Raw genomic sequence first — 19,829 nt, forward strand, 5'->3', positions numbered from 1 at the left:
GGGCGGCGACATCCGCAATGGGTTCCCTTGTAGTGCCCGCCGAGCGCGCAGAAAGGGAACCGCGATTTCAACGCGGACGCACAACGGTCCACCATGGCCAGCGCTGCTCGATGCGGATCGGCAGGGCGCGCGCCAGCAGTTTCAGGGCCTGCAGGCTGTCCAGGCGCGGCAATACCGCGGTGACATTCAATGCGGACAGTGCCGGATCGCAGCCCAGATAGCCCCGATGGTGACGGGCCAGTTCGTCGATCACCCGGATCAGTTGCGTGTCCTGCACCTGCAGGCGTCCGTCCTGCCAGTCGCCGCGCAGAGGATCGGCAGCGACCGTTGTGAGCCCCCCCATCGGTCCGATCTGCAGCGCACTTCCCGCAGGCACATCCAGCGCCGCGCCGAACATCGGCAGGCACCGCACCACGCCCTCGAACACGTCCAACCGGCTGTGCTGCGCTTCGCGGCCGACCGCGAAGCGGGTTCCGATCGGCTGCAGGCGCGCGCCGGGTACATGCACGGCCAGGGGCAGGCCGACGAATGCGGGGTGGTGGCCGGTCTGCAGCAGCAGTTCGCCGCGCAGCAGATGCAGGGCGCGGTTGCCGTTGCCGATGTCGACGGTCACTTCGCTGCCGGCGTTGAGCCACAACTGGCTGCCATCGGCCAGCGTCCAATGACCGGTGCGCCCGGCAGCGGTGCGTTGCGTCTGCAGGTGGCGCTGCGCCTGCAGCCCGTGCAGGCCGAGAAGCGAGACCGCACCGATGCCGAGTGCGCCGCCGAGACTGCGAAGCGCGCGGCGGCGGCGATGGCCGGCGGCATCGAGCGCCGTTGCTGCCGCCGGTGCCGACAGCGGGGCGAACGACTGCCAGACCGCCTCGACCCGGCGCCAGGCGTCGGCGTGACCGGCGTCGGCCTGCAGCCACGCACGCCAGTGTTGCTGGTCGTCGTCGCTCCAGCCCTGTTGGCGCAGCGCGAACCACTCTGCCGCCTGCTCCAGCGCCGGGCCGGCCACTGCCGCGCTCATGCCGCCGCGTCGCCGGACAGGCGCAGGCAATGCAGCATCGCCTGCGCCATGTACTTCTTGACCATGCGCTCGGACACGCCCAGCTGTTGGCCGATCTCCGCATAGCCCAGTCCGGACAGCCGGGCCAGCAGGAAGGCACGCCGTGGCCGCTCGGCCAGGCCGGACAGCATGTCAGCGATGGCATGCAGCAGCTGCAGCGCCTGCGTACGCTCCTCCGCAGAGGGATGCACCGGCTCCGGTTGTGCGGCCAGCGCGGTCAGATAGGCGCGCTCCAGGTCCGCGCGCTGCCAGTGGTTGACCAGCAGCGCGTGCGCGATGGTGCTGAGATAGGCGCGCGGCAGGCGCAGTTCGGACGGATCGACGCGCCGGCTGAGCAGGCGCAGGAAGGTGTCCTGGGTCAGGTCGGCGGCGCAGTCGGCGTTGTGGGTGCGGCGGCGCAGCCAGCCCAGCAGCCAGCCATGGTGTTCGCGGTAGAACCCCGCCAGCGCGGTGCTGGAGGCGGCGGGCACGGCCATCGGCACGGGTCATTAATGAGAATGATTCCTATTATAGGGCGATCGGGCGGCGCACGACAAATCCTGCGCATGCCGCAGCAGGAGAGATCGCCGGATTTGCGATGCCCGGCGTGCTCGCCGACACTGCGGCTTTCCACAAGGAGTGCCCGCATGTTCAGCCACATCACCGTAGGAACGAACGACATGGATGCCGCGCGCCGCTTCTACGATGCCCTGTTCGCCGCGATGGGGGCACGTCCGGGTGTGTTCGACGAAAAGGGTCGGCTGCTGTACTTCAAGGATGGGCGGATGTTCGGCGTCACCGCGCCCATCGATGGGCAGCCTGCATGCCATGCCAACGGCGGCACCATTGGTTTCACCCTCGACAGTGCCGAGGCCGTGCGCGGTTGGCAGGATGCTGGCGTGGCCCATGGCGGTACGGCCATCGAAGACCCGGCTGGCATCCGCAGCATGGCCGGGCGCCAGCTGTTCCTGGCCTACCTGCGCGACCCGGACGGCAACAAGCTGTGCGCGGTGCATGTGGTGCATGTGATGTCGTGATTGGACAGTACGCGCGTGGCCGCGATGCACGCGGTCCGCGCGCGGCTGCGCTCGCAGGTACGCTTCGGCGCGCGCGTGATAACACGGAATGGCGGGCCGGGCCTGTGACCACAGGCCGCAACTTCATGCTCTGTCCACTGCGGTTCAGCCAGAATCGACCGGCTAACCCTTTGATCTACCGGAGAACGCCGCCCCATGGATGTACTGGAGCCGCAACAATCCCCGGTGCGCACCCTTCGGCCTGTGTTCGCCTTCGCGGCGATCGTTGTCGTGGCGTTCGCGCTGTTCGTCAGCCTGTTCCCGCTTGGTGCGGGCCGCCTTCTGCTGAAGGCACAGGACTGGGCCGCACTCAATGTCGGCTGGTATTACCTGCTGGCGATGACCCTCTACCTGGTGTTCGTGGTCGGCGTGGCGCTGTCCAAGTACGGTGGCATCAAGCTCGGCGCCGACCATGACGAGCCGGAGTTCAGCTACCTTTCCTGGGCCGGCATGCTGTTCGCTGCCGGCATCAGCATCACCCTGTTCTTCTTCTGCGTTTCCGAACCGCTGACCCACTACCTGCAGCCGCCGCAGGGCGATCCGGCCGCGGGCGAGGCCGGCGCGCGCCAGGCCATGCAGCTGCTGTTCCTGCACTGGGGCCTGCACGGCTGGGGTGTGTTCGCGCTGGCGGCGATGGCGATGGCCTACTTCGCCTACCGCCACAACCTGCCGCTGGCCCTGCGCTCGGCGCTGTACCCGTTGATCGGCAAGCGCATCAATGGCCCGATCGGCTACACCGTGGACGCGCTGGGAATTGTCGCTACCGTGTTCGGCATCGGCGCCGACATGGGCTTCGGCGTGCTGCATCTCAACGCCGGCCTGTCGCACCTGTTCAACATCCCGCATTCCAACCTGGTGCAGATCATCCTGGTGGTCAGCATGATGGGCGCGGCGGTGGCCGTGGCCGTCTCCGGCGTGGAGAAGGGCGTGCGCTGGATGGCCAACATCAACATGCTGCTGGCGATCGCGCTGGTGCTGTTCATGCTGTTTGCCGGGCCGACGCAGTACCTGTTCAGCACGCTGATGCAGAACCTGGGCGACTACCTGGGCAGCGTGGTCGGCAAGAGTTTTGATGTGTATGCCTACGGCGGCCGCCCCGAATGGCTGGGCGGCTGGACGGTGTTCTACTGGGCGTGGTGGATCGGCTGGGCGCCGTTCGTCGGCCTGTTCATCGCGCGCATCTCACGTGGCCGCACCATCCGCGAATTCGTGTTCGGCGTGCTGCTGATCCCGCTGGGCTTCACCCTGGCCTGGCTGTCGATCTTCGGCAACAGCGCGCTGGACCAGGTCCTGCACCACGGCCAGCAGCAGTTGGCACAGCTGGCGGTGGATGATCCACCGACGGTGCTCTACGCGTTGTTGGATGGCTACCCGTGGAGCCGCACGGTGATCGCGGTGACGGTGCTGGTCAGCTTCATTTTCTTTGTGACCTCGGCCGACTCGGGGGCGGTGGTGTTGTCCACGCTGTCCTCGCATGGCGGTGCACCGGAGGATGATGGTCCGCGTTGGCTGCGTGTGTTCTGGGGCACGGTGATCGCCGTACTGACCGCCGGGCTGCTGCTGGCTGGGAGCATCGATGCGCTCAAATCTGCGGTGGTGCTGGCGTCGCTGCCGTTCTCGGCGGTGCTGCTGCTGATGATGTGGGGGCTGACCCGCGCCTTCAGTGACGAGTCGCACCGCAAGCGCGCGCTGCAGTACCGGCCCTCGCCGCTGATCGGCGACGATCGCCATCACCAGGGCTGGCGTCAGCGCCTGAGCCAGGCCATGCACTTCCCGGTGCGCGACCAGGTCTACCGCTTCATGGACGATACGGTGAAGCCGGCGATGGAAGCGGTGGCCGAACAGCTGCGCGGGCAGGGTTGGGATGTATCCACCCGCTTCGAGGCCGGCGACATGGAGCTGACGGTCAATCACGGCGAGCAGCAGGACTTCCTGTACCGAGTGATCCTGAGCGGCTACCTGACCCCGTCGTTCGCCGCCCAGCAGCTGCGCAACCAGCGCTACTACCGCGCTGAAGTGCATCTGTTCGAAGGCAGCCAGGACTACGACCTGGTGGGCTACAGCCGCAAGCAGATCATCAACGACATCATCAGCCAGTACGAACGGCACCTGCAGTTCCTGCACCTGAGCCGGTGATGCGGTGGGTGCGGACCGTTGGTCCGCACACCCCTGCAGAGCCGAGCCCATGCTCGGCTCTGCAGGTGGCGCATCAGAACCGGTAGCGCGCCCCCAGCGAAACGAACTGCCCGCGCAGGTTGTACTGGCTGATGTCGAAACCATTGGAGCCACCGGCCGGGTCGAACGGCGGGTCCTTGTCGGTCAGGTTCAGCACCGACAGCGACAGCGTGGTGTTGGGAATCCCTTCGTACGCCACGTACAGGTCCAGCTGGTGATACGGCTTGATGCGATCACGCAGGCCGGGGTTGCTGGTCGCTGTCGCCACGCGCTGGTCATAGCCGCTCACGTACTGCAGGCTCAGCGTGCTGCTCCAGTCGCCCACTGCCCAGTTCAGCGACGTAGTGCCGCGGGTGCGCGGCAGTGCGCCGTGGCGGTTGTTGCCGGCCCCTTCATACGGTGCCTGACCGGCCACCAGCGGCTGCTTGAAGCTGAGCAGATGGGTCCAGCTGCCGGCCACGGTGAAGTTGCCCCAGCCTTCGGTGCGGAAGGTGCGGTTGGCTTCCAGGTCCAGGCCCGAGGTGGTCAGTTCGCCCTGGTTGGCATACTGGTTGGTGATGAACTGGATGCGTCCCTGTGCATCACGCTGCACGCGGCCGGGGAACAGCGTCGGGTTGTCGACGATGAACTGCGCGCTGTCCGGCTTGACCAGGTTGTCCTGCTCGATGCGGTACCAGTCCAGGCCGATGCTGGTATCGCCATCGGGCGACCACACCGCGCCCACGTTGAAGTTGCGCGAGCGTTCGGCCTTCAGGTCCGGATTGCCGGTGCGGATGTTGGTCACGCCACGGCTGCCACCGGGCTGCAACGGATCCAGCGGATCGATCACCGAGCCATAGCTGACGGTCTGGCCCGGCGCGATCTCCGGCAGCGAAGGCGCGCGGAAGCCACGCGAGAACGAACCACGCAGCAGCAAGCTGTCCAGCGGCTGCCAGCGCAGCGCCACCTTCGGCGAGAACGCGTTGCCGAAGTCGTCATAGTGGTCGCCACGACCGGCCACCTGCAGCTCCAGCGTGCGGTGCAGCGGCACGCTCAGTTCGGCGTAGGCGGCGCTGACCTGGCGCTCGCCGTTGACCACGTTGATGGCCGGGCGCAGCTCGGTGCCCGACAGCACCTGCGCACTGGTGCGCGCGTCCAGTGATTCCTTGCGGAACTCGGCACCCCAGGCGAAGCCGACCGCACCGGCCGGTAGCTCCCACAGCGAGGTCGAGGCCTTCACGTTCAACGAATGCAGCTTGTACCAGCCCGGACGCTTGGTCTGCAGGCGCAGTGCATCCAGCGCCCCCGGCGTGCTGGACGGGTTGAGGAAGTTGTAGTTGCCATCGCGCAGGATCTGCTCGAACGCGTAGCGGTTGACGAAGTTGTCGACGTATTCGCGCTGCGAGCTTTGCGAGGTCAGCGCCGCCACTTCCCAGTCCCATCGCTCGCCGCTGCCACGCACGCCGGCCAAGGCGCGGTAGAACACCTGCGTGTTGTCCTTCAGGCGCGGGCCGAGGTCGAAGAAGGTGTACTCGAACGGCAGTGGCGTGCTGCCCGGATTGTTCGGGTGGCCGACCGGCAGCACCGCCGGCACGTCGATCAGGGTGCCGGTGGCCGGGTTGTACGCGCGCAGGCCCGGGCCGACGGTCAGCGGCGCGCTGAAGATCTGGTCGGCCTTGTTGTGGCTGTACAGGACATCGGCGAACGCCTCGACGCTGTCGTTGAAGCGGTAGGTCGCGCTCAACGACGCCTGCAGGCGCTCGGCGCCGGGCTGCAGGGTCTTGAACGGCTGCGCGTTGAAGGCGCAGGCCTGGCCGGGCAGGGTGCTGCCGAAATCGCTGTACGGGCGCAGCTGGCTGCCATCCGGGCAGTTGGCGAACGGTTGCGGTGCGCGCGGGTTGGACAGCCAGTTGCCACCGGCGGTGGACCAACCGGCCAGGCGACCGCCGGGCTTGTCGCGGAAATCGCCGCTGCGGGTGTAGGCACGCTGGTCGGCGTCGAGGCGATCACGCTTGAGCAGGTCCAGCCCGAACAGCACGTTCCAGCCCTGCTGTTCGAGGTCACCGAAGCCAGCCAGCAGGTTGACCTTACGCTCGTTCAGGCCGCCTTGGGTGGCGGTACCGAAGCCGCCGCCGACTTCCACGCCCTGGAAGTTCTTTCGCAGGATGATGTTGATGACGCCGGCGATGGCATCGGAACCGTACACCGCCGAGGCGCCATCCTTCAGCACTTCGATGCGTTCCACTGCGCTGATCGGCAGCGCGTTGAGGTCGACGAAGGTGTCCTGGGTGTTGAGCGCAAAGCCGAAGTTGGACACACGATAGCCGTTGACCAGCACCAGTGTGTTCTTCGGCGACAGGCCACGCAGGCCGATCGAGGCCGAGCCGGCGGCGAAACTGCCGGTGTACTGCTCGTCGAAGCTGTTGCCGGCATTGGCCGACAGGTTGCGCAGCACGTCGGTGAGGGTGGAGCGGCCGGTCTGCTCGATCTGTTCGCGGCTGACGATCTGCACCGGATTCGGCCCGGCGGTATCGCTGCGCTTGATGTTGGAGCCGGTCACCAGCACGGCGCCGAGGGTGGTGCTGTCCTTGCCAGTATCGGCGGATTCAGCGGCGCCGGCAGCGCCGGCGGTGAGGCCCAGCGCGATCGCGCCGGCAAGCAGGTTCAGGGTGGTGCGGTACATGGAAGCGACAACGCCGAACGGGGGAGGAGCCGTCAGTACCGCACGCAGGCACGTGCGCCTTCCAATGACGAAAGCGCATTCAGTTATACATCACAGGTTCTTAACGAAAGTCGGTGCCTCCGTTGGAGCAGACCCACTCGGTGGGTGCGGGACCGATCTTTGGTGGGTGCGGACCGTTGGTCCGCACACCCTGCAGGGTCACAGCCCTTTCCCTGTGGAAAGAAGCCTTATCCCCCCACGCTACGCGCGAGAGTCGACTGACAGTCGACTCTACCGGGACAGCGCCATACCGGGACAGCGCCATTACCGGTGCAGCGCCATCCGCTGAGGCATCAAGGCCGCAGCAACACCTTGCCGTTACGGCCCGAACCGGCGCCGGCCTTCGCTGCCTGGGCGATGTCGTCCAGTGCGAAGATCTGCTCCACCGGCAGGGTCAGTTCGCCGCTCGCCGCACGCTTCAGCAGTTCGCCAACCAGCCGGCGCTTGTCCTCCACCGCCATCGCCTGGCTGACCTTGCTGCCCCAGAAGCCCTTCACCGTGGCCTCCTTGTAGATCAGGCCGCCGGACGGGATGCGCATCGGTTCGCCGCTCATCACACCGAACGACACCAGCGTGCCGTGGTGGCCGAGCAGGTCGACCAGGTCACCGCTGGCGTCGCCGCCGATGGAATCCACCGCGGCCGCGGCCTGTGCTTCGCCGGTCGCCTCACGCACGCGATCCTTCCAGCCGTCCAGCGAGGTGTCGAATACATGATCGATGCCCAGCGCCTGCAGCTGCGCGACCGCATCAGCATTGCGCACCAGGTTGGCCACATGCACGCCACGCGCCCGCGCCAGCATCGCCAGCGACTTGCCCACCGCGCCGTTGGCGGTGTTCTGCACGATCCACTGGCCCGGCTCGACGTGCAGGAACTCCAGCAGCATCAGCGCGCTCAGCGGCATGGCAATCAGCTGCGCGGCCATTTCGTCCGGGATCGCCTCCGGCATCGGAATCACCATGCGTGCCGGCGCAATGAACGCTTCGGCCCAGGTGCCGTGCACCGAGGCAGCGGCCACCCGCTGGCCGACCTGCAGGCCGTCGACGCCATCGCCGAGTGCATCGATCACGCCCAGTGCTTCACTGCCACCGATCGCCGGCAGGGTCGGTTTGTAGCCGTACAGGCCGCGCACGGTCAGCAGGTCGTGGTTGTGGATCGAGGCCAGCACGGTGCGGATGCGCACCTCGCCGGGGCCGGGCTCGGGCAGCGGCGCATCGGCAATGGCAAGGACGTCGGCCGGATCGCCGAAGGAGGGGTACTGGGCAGCGCGCATGGGCGGTGTTCCGGGGAAAGTTGATGTTGTACCGAACTGGGGACGCAGGCGCTGTCGACAAGGCGCCGCACGTGCAACACGGCATCCTGCGACTGATCGTCGCGACATGTATTGATTACCGCATCTTGTGTTGACGAGTTCGGATATCCCCACTATGTTGTGGCCGTCACTCCCGGTCAGCCGCCGCCGCCGGACATGCAGCAAACGTCCCGCGGCCCGCCCCTGAAGGCTTGCCGTGTCGACGCGGCCGCCATCGTGCGGACGCAGGTCGCCCCCACGGCCCGGATACCGGCCGCAGGCGCAGGCAGATGCCGACGACCTACGTTCCCGTGCCCTGGCAATCCACCCGTTCGCCCCGTGCGCCGGTATCGCGTTCAGGGCCGCCATGGCATCGACCGCCAAAGCGCGTGCGAGCCTGGAGTTTCACCACCATGACCGACAGTACCTTCCGCGTGGCCGATCTGGCCGGCGCTGGCGACGCCTTGCGCGCCGGTGGCGAGCGCGTGCCGACCTGGATCACCAAGGAGGCCGGCAACCGTCGCCTGCCGTTCGAGGCCGAGCGCCTGCAGCGCAGCATCGACGCCGTGCATGCCGAGTTCCCGCAGCTGGACGTGAGCGACTATCGCCGCGTAGTGCAGTCGATGGTCGAACGCAAACCGAGCATCAGCGCCGATGACCTGGTCGATCTGCTGATCCGCGAGGCCGAGTCGCGGGTGGACCTGGTTGCACCCGAGTGGGAACAGTTTGCCGCACGCATCTACCTGCGCCGCCTGTACAAGCGCGCCAGCCGCAACCGCTTCTACGACGTCGGTCTGAAGTACGGCTCGTATGTGGGCCTGCAGGAAAGCCTGGCCGACCGCGGCATCTACAGCAACGACATCCTGCGCTGCTATTCGAAGGAAGAGCTGCAGCAGGCCGGCGAGATGATCGATCCGAAACGCGACCGGCTGTTCGCCTACAACGGCCTGTACCTGCTGGCCACGCGCTATCTGGCCAGCGACCGCAGCCGCGAGGTCTACGAGCTGCCACAGGAGCGTTGGCTGACCATCGCGCTGTACCTCATGCAGGAGGAAAAGCCGCGTGAGCGGCGCATGCAGCTGGTCGGCGAGGCGTACTGGGCGCTGTCCAACCTGTACATGACCGTGGCCACACCGACCCTGGCCAATGCCGGCAAGGTGGGGGGGCAACTGTCCAGCTGCTTCATCGACACGGTGGACGACAGCCTGCAGGGCATCTATGACTCCAACACCGATATCGCCCGCGTGTCCAAGCATGGCGGCGGCGTTGGCGCCTACCTGGGCTATGTGCGCAGCAGCGGCGCACCGATCCGCGGCGTGGCCAATTCGTCCGGCGGCGTCGTGCCGTGGATCAAGCAGCTCAACAACACCGCGGTGTCGGTTGATCAGCTTGGCCAGCGCAAGGGCGCGGTGGCGGTTTACCTGGACATCTGGCACCGCGATATCGAAGCCTTCATGGACCTGCGCCTCAACAACGGCGACCAGCGCCTGCGCGCGCACGATGTGTTCACCTCGGTGTGCGTGCCCGACCTGTTCATGGAAGCGGTGGAGCGCCGCGCCGACTGGTACCTGTTCGACCCGCACGAGGTGAAGCAGGCCAAGGGCTGGTACCTGCAGGACTTCTACGACGAGAAGCGCGGCGCGGGCAGCTTCCGCCACCGCTACGCCGAACTGGTGGCCGACGAGCGCATCAGCCGCCGCACGGTGAAGGCCATCGATCTGTTCAAGCGGATCATGCTCAGCCAGCTGGAGACCGGCAACCCGTTCCTGTTCTACCGCGACGAGGTCAACCGCCGGAACCCGAACAAGCACGCGGGCATGATCTATTCCAGCAACCTGTGCACCGAGATCCTGCAGAACATGAGCCCGACGCGGATGATCCAGGAGATCGTCAGCGGCGACCAGATCGTCACCACACGCCGCGCCGGTGACTTCGTGGTCTGCAACCTGTCCTCGATCAACCTCGGCCGGGCGATCAGTGCGCCGGATGACCTGCTGGCCACCGACGTGCTGGAGCGCCTGATCCCGATCCAGGTGCGCATGCTCGACAACGTGATCGATCTCAATGCGCTGCCGGTGCCGCAGGCCACGATCACCAACCGCAAGTACCGCGCCATCGGCCTGGGCACGTTCGGTTGGCACCACCTGCTGGCGCAGCAGGCAATCCAGTGGGAATCACCGGATGCCGAAGAATTGGCCGACCGCCTCTACGAACGCATCAACTTCCTGACCATCCAGGCCAGCGCGCAACTGGCGAAGGAGAAGGGCAGCTACCCGATGTTCGCGGGCAGCGACTGGAACAACGGGCGTTACTTCCGTGACCGCGACTACAGTGGCGCCGCGTGGGACAGCCTGGCCCGCGAAGTGGCCACGCACGGCCTGCGCAACGGCTGGCTGCTGGCGGTGGCGCCGAACATGAGCACCGCGCAGATTGCAGGCTCCACGGCCTCGATCGACCCGATCTACAGCGCGTTCTACTACGAGGAAAAGAAGGACTTCCGGCGGCCGGTGGCGGCGCCGGGCCTGTCGCTGGAAACCTGGCCGTACTACGAGAAGGGTGCCTACAAGGTCGACCAGTTCGCCAGCGTGCGCCAGAACGCGCGCCGCCAGCGCCATGTCGACCAGTCGATCAGCTTCAACCTGTACGTGCCCAGCACCATCCGCGCCAGCACGTTGCTGGAGCTGCACCTGAGCGCCTGGCGCGAGGGCCTGAAGACCACCTACTACGTGCGCTCCAACGACATCGACATCAGCGAATGCGAGTGGTGCTCCAGCTGATCAATGGTAGTGCCGGCCGCTGGCCGGCAATCCCGCGATCTTAGGTAGTGCCGGCCGCTGGCCGGCAACCCCGCGATCTTCGGTAGTGCCGGCCGCTGGCCGGCAACCCCGTGATCTTCGGTAGTGCCGGCCGCTGGCCGGCAACACGATAGAAAGAGAACGAAGGCAGAAAACCATGGCAACTCCCCTCGACCGCATCAAGATCCTCGAACCTCGCCATCCCAACCGCAGTACCGGCATCATCAACGGCCAGACCAGCGGCATCCTCAACTGGAACGACATTCCTTATCCGTCGTTCTATCGGGCCTACAAGGAACTGTCCACCAACTTCTGGATTCCCGACGAGGTCGACATGAAGCTGGACGCTCGCCAGTACGGTGAGCTGAACGCGCGCGAGAAGAACGCCTACGACTCGATCATCGGCCTGCTCGCCACGCTGGATTCACCGCAGACGCGCTTCATCTACAACGTCGCGGAGTACATCACCGACCCGGCCGCGCACGCCAACGCGGCGATCATCGGGCAGCAGGAAGTGATCCACAACGAGAGCTACAGCTACGTGCTGGCCTCGATCACCGACCTGCCGAACCAGAACCGCATCTTCGAGATCGCCCGCACCCACCCGACCATCATCAAGCGCAATGCACCGATCATGGGGGCGTATGACGATTTCATGCGCGAGAAGACCGCCGAGACTCTGCTCAAGTCGTTGATCCAGTCCTCGATCCTGGAGGGCATCAATTTCTATTCCGGGTTCGCGTACTTCTACAACATGGTGCGGCAGAACCGCATGAACGGCACCGGCAAGATCATCAGCTTCATCAACCGCGACGAGCTGGCGCATACCAAATTCATCAGCGAGCTGATCCGCGCCATCATCGGCGAGAACCCGGAGTTGCAGACCAATGAACTGACCGCCTACGTACACCAATCGTTCGAGCATGCCATCGAGCTGGAGACGCAGTGGTCGTCGGAGGTGCTGGATGGCATCGACGGCATCGACGTGGACGAGATGGTGCGCTACGTGAAGTACCGCGCCAACAAGATGGCCGGCATGCTCGGCATCGAACGCCTGTACAGCGATACCACCGACAACGTGATGCCGTGGATCAAGGCCTACGCCGACAACTTCACCGAAACCAAGACCGACTTCTTCGAGATGCGCAATGCAAGTTACAAGAAGACCAACGTCGACAACGGCTTCGACGACCTGTGAGTCCGGCGCCGCGCTGAGCATCCTGGTGGTGGTCGCCTCGTTGAGCGGCAATACCCGCGAACTTGGCCGGCAGATTGCCGAGCGCTGCCGCGCTGCCGGTCATGCGGTTCACTGGCAGGACGCTGACGACCTGCGCCAGGCGCCGCCGCTGGCGGCCGACGAGGCCGACCTGGTGCTGCTGGGCTGCTGGACCGACAACGCCGGCCGCACGCCGTCGGAGATGAAGGCATGGGTGGCCGGCATCGCCGAACGCGGCGAGCGGCCGCGGCAGCTGGCGGTGTTCGGCACCGGCGAAACGCAGTGGGGGCAGGAGTACTACTGCGGCGCCGTGCACCGCCTGATCCGCTACTTCCGCAGCGACTATCCGCCGCTGGAAATCGAACAGATGCCGCATGGGCAACGCCATGCGGGGGCCATCGAGGCCTGGACCGACGCGGTCCTGGCCCACTATTGGAGCAACACTGATGCAGATCATCGACGCCACCACGCCTGAGCAGTTCCAGCAGCTGCTGGCCGAGCACCCGCGGGTGCTGGTGGATTTCCACAAGGACCAGTGCCCGGGGTGCCGGATGCTGGAGATGTCGTTGCACCGGGTGGCCAACAGCGCGGCGGGGCAGGGAACGACCCTGCTGCGCGTGCAGCTGGAAGTGCTGGGTGAGGCGTTCTTCAGGGAGCTGGGGCTGCGGCAGACGCCGACGCTGTCGCTGTTCCGTGACGGTGACGAACGTACGCGCCTGGCCGGATTCCAGTCGCCGCAACAGATCGAGGCCGCGATCGCGTTGCATCTGTAGCGTGGAGATGGTGGGGTCGGATCCCTTGCCAGAGGCAAGGGCTCTGACCCCGCATCGTGTAAAGGCATCCACGCATGGCGTGGATCTACTGGGTCCAACCCCTGGATCTGGCATCACCCGCCGCTGAAGGTATCCACCAGCAGCTTCACGTTCAATACCACGATCACCAGCGCGATCACCCAGGCAATCGCACCCAGCAAGCGCGGTGCGACCAACGCGCCCATCGTCATCTTGTCGGTTACGATCCGCACCAGTGGGATGATCGCGAACGGCAGCTGCATCGACAGCACCACCTGGCTCAGCACCAGCAGCTTTACCGCGCCCTGGTCGCCGAACAGCATGATCACCACCACCACCGGAATGATTGCCAGTGCGCGCGTGATCAGCCGCCGCAGCCACGGCGGCAGGCGCAGGTGCAGGAAACCTTCCATCACGATCTGGCCGGCCAGCGTGGCGGTTACTGTCGAATTCAGGCCCGACGCCAGCAGGGCCACTGCGAACAACGTCGCCGCCGCGCCCACCCCCAGCATCGGCGCCAGCAGCTGGTGGGCTTGTTCGATGTCTTCCACATCAAATCGGCCATTGGCATGGAACACCGCCGCCGCCAGGATCAGGATGCTGGCGTTGATGAACAGTGCCAGGGTCAGCGCAAGGGTGCTGTCGGTCACCGCCCAGCGCAGCGCGCTGCGACGGCCCTCATCGGTGCGCGGGTAGGCACGGGTCTGCACGATCGACGAATGCAGGTACAGGTTGTGCGGCATCACCGTGGCACCAATGATGCCGATCGCGATGTACAGCGCGTGCGGATCGGTCACTACCTGCGCGCGCGGAATGAAGCCGCCCAGCACGTCCATCACCGGCGGTGCGGCCAGCGCGATCTGCACCATGAAGCAGCCGAAGATCACCATCAGCAGCGCGATCACGAAGGCTTCCAGCGCCCGGAAGCCGCGGTTCATCAGCAGCAGTACCAGCAGCGTGTCCAAGGCGGTGATCACCGCGCCCCACAGCAGCGGCAGGTCGAACAGCAGTTTCAGTGCGATCGCGGTGCCGATCACCTCGGCCAGGTCGCAGGCGATGATCGCCGCCTCGCACAGCGCCCACAGCGCCAGGTTCACCGGCTTGGGGTAACGCGCGCGGCAGGCCTGGGCCAGGTCCATGCCGGTGGCGATGCCGAGCCGCGCCGACAGCGCCTGCAGGATCACCGCCATCAGGTTGGAGATGAGGATGACCGACAGCAGCAGGTAGCCGAAGCGCGAACCGCCGGCGAGGTCGGTGGCCCAGTTACCCGGGTCCATGTAGCCGACAGAGATCATGTAGCCCGGGCCGAGGAAGGCCAGCAGGCGGAACCACCAATGGCCCTTGTCGGGCACCGCCACCGAGGCGTTGAGCGCACCCAGGCTGGCCGGGGTGGGGGCCGAAGGGTCGCGGGGCGCCAGGGTGTTCATGGGTCCGAATATAGCTCCTGCTATAGTCATTAGCAATGTGAAACAATCGTCTTTATCGCGTTACTGGTCCAGAATTCAGTTTCAAACCCGGAGTAGACCGGAAGGACAGGCGCAGGCGTGGGCAAGACCGACGATTCGACATCGCTGAAAAGCACCCCCTTGATCGAGGCCGAGCGCCAGGTCGAGAGCTTCCGGCAAGTGCGCGAAGCGCACCGGATGGAGCTGGTGGAGGACTATGTCGAGCTGATCTCGGACCTGCTGGCCGATGGCGGCGAGGCCCGCCAGGTCGATATCGCCACCCGCCTGGGCGTGGCCCAGCCCACCGTGGCGAAGATGCTGCGGCGGTTGGCTCGTGATGGCTGGGTGGTGCAGCGCCCGTATCGTGGCGTGTTCCTGACCCCGGAAGGCGAGGCGCTGGCCCATGCCAGCCGCCAGCGGCACCAGACCGTGGAGCGTTTCCTGCTGGCGCTGGGCGTGGATGCGGATACCGCGCGGCGTGATGCCGAGGGCATCGAGCACCATGTGAGCGAGCAGACGCTGGCGCTGTTCGAGGCGTTCGTGCGCAAGGCCGAGGGCGGGGCGCCGTAGCGGTAGCGCCGGGCCATGCCCGGCGGGCGCGTCGCCGCCTTCATGGCTTTCGCCGGGCATGGCCCGGCGCTACCGTGGTTGGATGGCGCCGTTGGGGCAGCGCGCCTGCGCTTGCGCGCACGCGCGTTTCGTCCATTCCTTCAACACCGGCTGCAGGCCTTCGTAGCGTCGCCCTTGCCATCCATTGGCCAGCACCTTGCCGTCGGCATCGATCAGCACCAGGTTCGGTGGTGCCAGCCCAGCCAGGGCCTGCAGCGCCGGCATGCGCGCGGCGCGGCGCGGGTCCAGCACCGGCCACGGCATGTCCTGCGCGTGCATGTAGCGGCGCAGCGCACTCTCGCTCTCATCCAGACTGACGTACACCACTTCGGTATCGGCGCCGGCCTCGCGCAGCGCGTCGCGTACGCTGCGCAACGTGGGTACGAAGGCATGGCACGGTGCACACCAGTCGGCACCGAAGTACAGTGCCACCAGCTTCGGCGGCGGCGTCCACTGCATCGGCCGCAGCGAGCGCTGTTCCGGCCGCATCAGCGAGGCCGAGACCTGCGCGTGCAGGTCCGCAGCCATCGCCGGCGCGCCCAGCAGCAGGGCACAGGCCAGCAACAGCGCTCGTAGTGGCTCAGAACGCATAACGCAGGTTGACGTACCACGAGCGCGCGAAACGCGGCCCGTAGACGTAGTCGCTGTCACGCAGCGCGCCTACCTCCAGATCCTTCTGGCGCTGATCGAACACGTTCTTGACGCCCGCGGCCACCGACACTTCCTGCTGTGCCTGTGCGCCCAGATGCCGGTGCCAGCGCGCGCCAAGATCGGTGACCAGGAACGAACGTGTGCGGTGCAGTTCGCCCAGCCGGTTGTTCAGCACCGACATCGGGCCGGTATGGCGCAGCGCGACGAAGGTTTCCCACGGCTCGGCGGGCATCCAGCTGAGCTGGGCCAGGCCGGTCCAGCGCGGGGTTTTCAGGTAGTCGCGGCTTTCGATGACGGTGTCGCCACCGTCGCCGGTGTCGTCGAAGATGCGCTGCGGTTCGCGGAAGCGCGAGCGGTACCACGATGCACCCGCGGTGAGGCGCCACTGCGGCGATGGCTGCCAACCGAGATTGGTTTCCGCGCCCAGCACGTTGGAGCCGGAAGCGTTGTAGCGCAGCTGGCTCAACTGTCCGTCATCGCCGCGCTGGATCTCGCCCAGTGCGAAGGTGTCGCGGATTCGTGCATAGGAGGCGGTGGCATCCCAGCTCCACACCGGATTGGCCGGGTCCGATCGCCAGTCGAAGCCGAACAGGGTGGTCAACGCGCGCTCTTCCTTGAGACCGTCGGTGTTGCGCACGCGCACCTGTTCGCCACCCAGCGTATCGACATGCACATCCTCGACGAAGATCTCCGGTGCGCGGAAGCCGGTGGCGATACCGGCCCGCCACTTCAGGTTTGGCGTGGCCTGCCAGGCCAGCGCGATGCGCGGCGAGAACACCGCGTTGTCCAGCTCCGAGCTCTTGTCCACGCGCGCACCCAGCACCAGGTCAACGTTGTCGCGCAGGCTCCACTCGTCCTGGATGAAGGCGCCCAGGTTGTGGAAGGTGGCATCCTCCAGCACGGCAATACGCTGCCCGTCACCGGTGCGGTTGTCGTCGCGCAGCGCCTCGTGCTTGTACTGCACGCCGAAGGCCAGCGCATGCGCACCCAGCCGCCAGTTCAACTGGCTGTCGATGTAGTGCAGCGGGTTGTGGGTGCGACCGTACTGGCGCCACGAACGCGAGGCCGCGCTGCCGGCCACGTTGTGGTCCAGCTGCGACGGGTCATAGCCGGGCGCTGAGGGATCGGTAACGACGTCGCCCAGACCGCCGTAGAAACTGTCGCGGTCGATGTCGGCGAAGGCGTATGCCAGGCGGAAATCGACGTCGGCATTGATTTCCTGGTCCCACGACACGCTGCCGCGGCGGTATTTTGTATCCAGCGATTCGGCGATGTTGGCCAGGTATTCCGGCTGGTCCAGTCGATTGCCGCCACGCCGGGTTTCATCGGTCACCTGCAGGTCCAGGCGCAGCCGCGTGCCCGGCGTGGGCGCATACCAGGCCTGCAGCCCGCCGACCTTGAGGTTCTTGCGGGTGATCTCGGTATAGCCGTCACCGTTGTAGTCGATGCCACTGTTCCAGTTGCGCTGGGCAATCACTGAAAGCCCCGCGTCGGCGTCTTTCGCCACCAGGTCCAGGCGCACGTCGGCATTCTTCTGCGGCGTGCCCTTCAGCACGTCCACGCCGGCCTGCACATGGCCGCCGCTGCGTGCAGGCAGCGGCGGAATCAGGTTGATCACACCGGCCACCGCGCCCGGGCCGTACAGCGCCGAGCCACCGCCCTTGACCACTTCGATGCGGTCGACGAAGCCGGCCGGAATCTGTTCCAGGCCATAGACGCTGCCCAGCGTGGACAGCAGCGGAATGCCATCGAACAACAGCTGGTTGTAGGCGCCGGGCAGGCCCAGCAACTGCACTTCGCTGGTGTTGCAGTTCTGGCAGTTGCTCTCCACGCGCAGGCCGTTGATCAGCTCGGCGGCGCGCGAGAAGTCGGTGGCCGCGCGCAGCGCGATGTCTTCCTTGCGCAGCACTTCGGTGCGGATCGGGACATCCGACAGCAGGCGTTCGCTGCGGGTGGCGGTGCTGACCTTGACCTGCACGCGGTCCAGTTCGGTCGGCTTCGGTGTGGTTGCCAGTGCGGGCAGCGGCAGGGTCAGGGCGATGGCGGCGGCCAAGGGCAGCCGACGGAAGAGGGGATTGGCAACGGGCATGGGGGCGTCGTCCTTGGGGGAAGAAAGGCGGCGAGGGCGACCTGGCTGACGCATATGAAAGCAGAGGGTTATAGATATAGCAACGGCTATATAAATAAGTCGGTGCAATCACAAAGCCGAGAGCGGGATCAGAACATCGCGGACGAAGGTGTTATAACATTACAAATAAGTGCCAGAACCCTGCCGGATGTCATGCACGGCAGGGTGCGAGAGGAGTTGAGGAACGCCGCCCCAGGCCTGGGCCCGGGGCGGCGTTGGCCTTACCAGGCGGCGCGCAGACCCACCTGGGCACCGTGGTTGCGGTAGCCGCTGTCGCCACGCTGCACGCGCAGGTCACCCCATGCGCTCCAGCGCTGGCCCAGCTGCAGCTGGGCACCGGCCTGCACTTCGTAGCGGTTCTCCGGCGTCTTCGCGCTCAACGACTCGCTGTTGAAGCGCATCGACTCATCGCGCTGGCCACGCAGCCAGTTCGCTGCCAGGAACGGCTGCACGCGGTTGCCCTGCAGCGTGCCCTGGCCAAACAGGCGCACGCCGAGGCGGCTGTTGAGGCCGCCGCCGCGACCCTCTTCGACCGTGGTGCCATTGGCCTCGACCAGGCTGTCGCCGTCGTAGTCGGTCCAGGTCAGCTGCGCCTGCGGCTGCAGGTACAGCGTGCTGGCCTCGCTGCTGCGGATGGCCCAGGCATAGCCGGCTTCCAGCGACGCGCTGCGGGTCCTGGAGTCGTAGCTTTCGCGGGCGATGCCTTCGCCTTGTACCTCGTTGTCGAAGCGCGCCGCCTGCAGCCAGCCGTCCACGTACAGGCCAGCACTGCTCTGTGCATCCTGCACCCAGCCCAGGTAGACACCGGCCGACTTGCCCTTGACCTTGCCGCGCGTGCCGTAGCCGCTCAGCGTCGACACTGCCTGCGTGGTCGCCTCGCCGCTGCCGAGCATCACGCCGACCTGGCCACGACCATCGGCCCAGCGCCAGACATCGCTGCCCAGTTGCAGGGTGTTTATGTGGGTGCGGGCATCGACCTGGCTGGCCACGTTCGCCTGCAGCTGGTCACGCCCGGCGCGCACCCAGGTGCCGCTGCGGGCGCGGTCGAAACCGGGCTCGCCACGGTCGTGGCGACGCAGCTGGAACATCTGCACGGCCGCGGCCTGGTTGGCCAGGTACGCGCCCGGCTCCGGACGCAGCACGGGGACCGGATCGACCGGATCGACCGGATCGATGGGATCGACCGGGTCCACAGGGTCGACCGGATCGACGGGCTTGCACTCCGGCAGCGACGGATTGATGTCGCAGGGATCGCCGGTGTAGGCCGAGGTCAGGTACCAGTTGCCGTTGTTGGCGCCCGGAGTGCCCTTGCGCAGGAAATACTCGTACATTCCACCGATGGCGCGGCCCTGCAGCGCGAGGTGGCCATTGCTGGCACCGTCCACCTGCACCAGCGGAATGCCGTTGACGGTCTGGGCACCGGCGCCGGCAATGTTGTTGACGGTGACCTGGGTGGTACCACTGGTATCGCCGGTGACGTGCATGCGCGAACTTGCTGCGTCGTCGCCGGCCAGCACCGTGTTGAAGTGCAGGGTGCCGCCATTGCCGGTGTAGTTGCCGTTGACGGTCAGCTGCGGATAGGCCGCAGTGTTTGCAGCACCAAGGAAAATGTCACTTCCCGCGCCCAGGGTGAGGTTGCCGGTGTTGCTGTCGCCGGACAGCGTCCAGCGACCGCCCTGATCGACGATGACGTCGGCCGGGCCGAGGATGCGGCCGGTGAGGTCGAGGCCGTCGAGCAGGCTGATCTTTGCGGTGGCGGTATCGGCGATGGTGATGTCGCCGTTGAGCTTGGAGGTGCGGGCGGTGAAGTCGAGCAGGGCGTTGTCGCGCGCTTCGATCATTACGCTGTTGCCGCCCGTGAGCGTGGCGCCGTTCTGAGCGGTGATACGTACGGTCTCGTCACCGCTACCGCGGGTGACGAGG

At 66.4% G+C, this 19,829-nt stretch carries 15 protein-coding genes; 7 read left to right on the forward strand and 8 right to left on the reverse strand.

Going from position 1 to position 19,829, the window contains the following annotated elements; genetic code table 11:
* Positions 1 to 67: 67 nt before the first annotated feature.
* Together AC5P9L_RS05870 and AC5P9L_RS05875 are read right to left on the reverse strand one after the other, a co-directional pair.
* Complete coding sequence (locus AC5P9L_RS05870) at positions 68 to 1,012, reverse strand: FecR family protein (protein WP_065183530.1); 945 nt, start codon at positions 1,010 to 1,012, stop codon at positions 68 to 70.
* A complete protein-coding gene (locus AC5P9L_RS05875) occupies positions 1,009 to 1,527 on the reverse strand; it encodes a sigma-70 family RNA polymerase sigma factor (protein WP_005409975.1) in 519 nt (172 codons plus the stop codon). The genes AC5P9L_RS05870 and AC5P9L_RS05875 overlap by 4 nt, the downstream gene beginning before the upstream one ends.
* Before the next feature lie 150 nt (positions 1,528 to 1,677).
* Between AC5P9L_RS05875 and AC5P9L_RS05880 the strand changes: the two genes are divergently transcribed.
* Positions 1,678 to 2,067 carry a VOC family protein gene (locus AC5P9L_RS05880; RefSeq protein WP_005413725.1) on the forward strand — a complete coding sequence of 130 codons (390 nt, stop codon included), beginning with the start codon at positions 1,678 to 1,680 and terminating at the stop codon, positions 2,065 to 2,067.
* Positions 2,068 to 2,262: 195 nt separating this feature from the next.
* Entirely contained in the window at positions 2,263 to 4,242 is a 1,980-nt protein-coding gene (gene betT / locus AC5P9L_RS05885; RefSeq protein WP_164173254.1) for a choline BCCT transporter BetT, read from the forward strand.
* A gap of 73 nt (positions 4,243 to 4,315) precedes the next feature.
* On the opposite strand, the gene AC5P9L_RS05890 is transcribed toward betT, so the two are convergent.
* Positions 4,316 to 6,943 carry a TonB-dependent receptor gene (locus AC5P9L_RS05890; RefSeq protein ID WP_060380292.1) on the reverse strand — a complete coding sequence of 876 codons (2,628 nt, stop codon included), beginning with the start codon at positions 6,941 to 6,943 and terminating at the stop codon, positions 4,316 to 4,318.
* Between the two features lie 332 nt (positions 6,944 to 7,275).
* Positions 7,276 to 8,253, reverse strand: coding sequence for a zinc-binding dehydrogenase (locus AC5P9L_RS05895; RefSeq protein ID WP_279915888.1), 978 nt, complete (start codon positions 8,251 to 8,253; stop codon positions 7,276 to 7,278).
* A gap of 431 nt (positions 8,254 to 8,684) precedes the next feature.
* Here AC5P9L_RS05895 and AC5P9L_RS05900 point away from each other — a divergent pair, with 431 nt between their 5' ends.
* The 4 genes from AC5P9L_RS05900 to AC5P9L_RS05915 all read left to right on the forward strand — a co-directional run bounded on the left by AC5P9L_RS05900 (position 8,685) and on the right by AC5P9L_RS05915 (position 13,055).
* Positions 8,685 to 11,048 carry a ribonucleoside-diphosphate reductase subunit alpha gene (locus AC5P9L_RS05900; protein WP_323162961.1) on the forward strand — a complete coding sequence of 788 codons (2,364 nt, stop codon included), beginning with the start codon at positions 8,685 to 8,687 and terminating at the stop codon, positions 11,046 to 11,048.
* Between the two features lie 175 nt (positions 11,049 to 11,223).
* Positions 11,224 to 12,264, forward strand: coding sequence for a ribonucleotide-diphosphate reductase subunit beta (locus tag AC5P9L_RS05905; protein ID WP_005413719.1), 1,041 nt, complete (start codon positions 11,224 to 11,226; stop codon positions 12,262 to 12,264).
* A gap of 25 nt (positions 12,265 to 12,289) precedes the next feature.
* The gene (locus AC5P9L_RS05910; protein WP_080334823.1) at positions 12,290 to 12,757 is read left to right on the forward strand and encodes a flavodoxin; all 468 of its coding nucleotides are present in this window, start codon (positions 12,290 to 12,292) and stop codon (positions 12,755 to 12,757) included.
* The gene (locus AC5P9L_RS05915; RefSeq protein ID WP_043035264.1) at positions 12,729 to 13,055 is read left to right on the forward strand and encodes a thioredoxin family protein; all 327 of its coding nucleotides are present in this window, start codon (positions 12,729 to 12,731) and stop codon (positions 13,053 to 13,055) included. The genes AC5P9L_RS05910 and AC5P9L_RS05915 overlap by 29 nt, the downstream gene beginning before the upstream one ends.
* A gap of 113 nt (positions 13,056 to 13,168) precedes the next feature.
* On the opposite strand, the gene AC5P9L_RS05920 is transcribed toward AC5P9L_RS05915, so the two are convergent.
* Positions 13,169 to 14,500 carry an Nramp family divalent metal transporter gene (locus AC5P9L_RS05920; RefSeq protein ID WP_227415945.1) on the reverse strand — a complete coding sequence of 444 codons (1,332 nt, stop codon included), beginning with the start codon at positions 14,498 to 14,500 and terminating at the stop codon, positions 13,169 to 13,171.
* Between the two features lie 117 nt (positions 14,501 to 14,617).
* Between AC5P9L_RS05920 and mntR the strand changes: the two genes are divergently transcribed.
* A complete protein-coding gene (gene mntR, locus AC5P9L_RS05925) occupies positions 14,618 to 15,088 on the forward strand; it encodes a manganese-binding transcriptional regulator MntR (RefSeq protein ID WP_005413716.1) in 471 nt (156 codons plus the stop codon).
* Between the two features lie 69 nt (positions 15,089 to 15,157).
* On the opposite strand, the gene AC5P9L_RS05930 is transcribed toward mntR, so the two are convergent.
* The 3 genes from AC5P9L_RS05930 to AC5P9L_RS05940 form a co-directional block, all read right to left on the reverse strand.
* A complete protein-coding gene (locus AC5P9L_RS05930; RefSeq protein WP_164146740.1) occupies positions 15,158 to 15,718 on the reverse strand; it encodes a thioredoxin-like domain-containing protein in 561 nt (186 codons plus the stop codon).
* Positions 15,708 to 17,867, reverse strand: coding sequence for a TonB-dependent receptor plug domain-containing protein (locus AC5P9L_RS05935; protein ID WP_111203845.1), 2,160 nt, complete (start codon positions 17,865 to 17,867; stop codon positions 15,708 to 15,710). Before AC5P9L_RS05935 ends, AC5P9L_RS05930 begins: the two co-directional genes overlap by 11 nt.
* 260 nt (positions 17,868 to 18,127) lie before the next feature.
* Positions 18,128 to 19,747 (reverse strand): autotransporter family protein, encoded by a 1,620-nt coding sequence (locus tag AC5P9L_RS05940; RefSeq protein WP_227415944.1) that lies wholly within the window; start codon positions 19,745 to 19,747, stop codon positions 18,128 to 18,130.
* Positions 19,748 to 19,829 lie beyond the last annotated feature (82 nt).

The sequence above is a fragment of the Stenotrophomonas sp. YJH_SMC_64 genome, assembly GCF_059371375.1.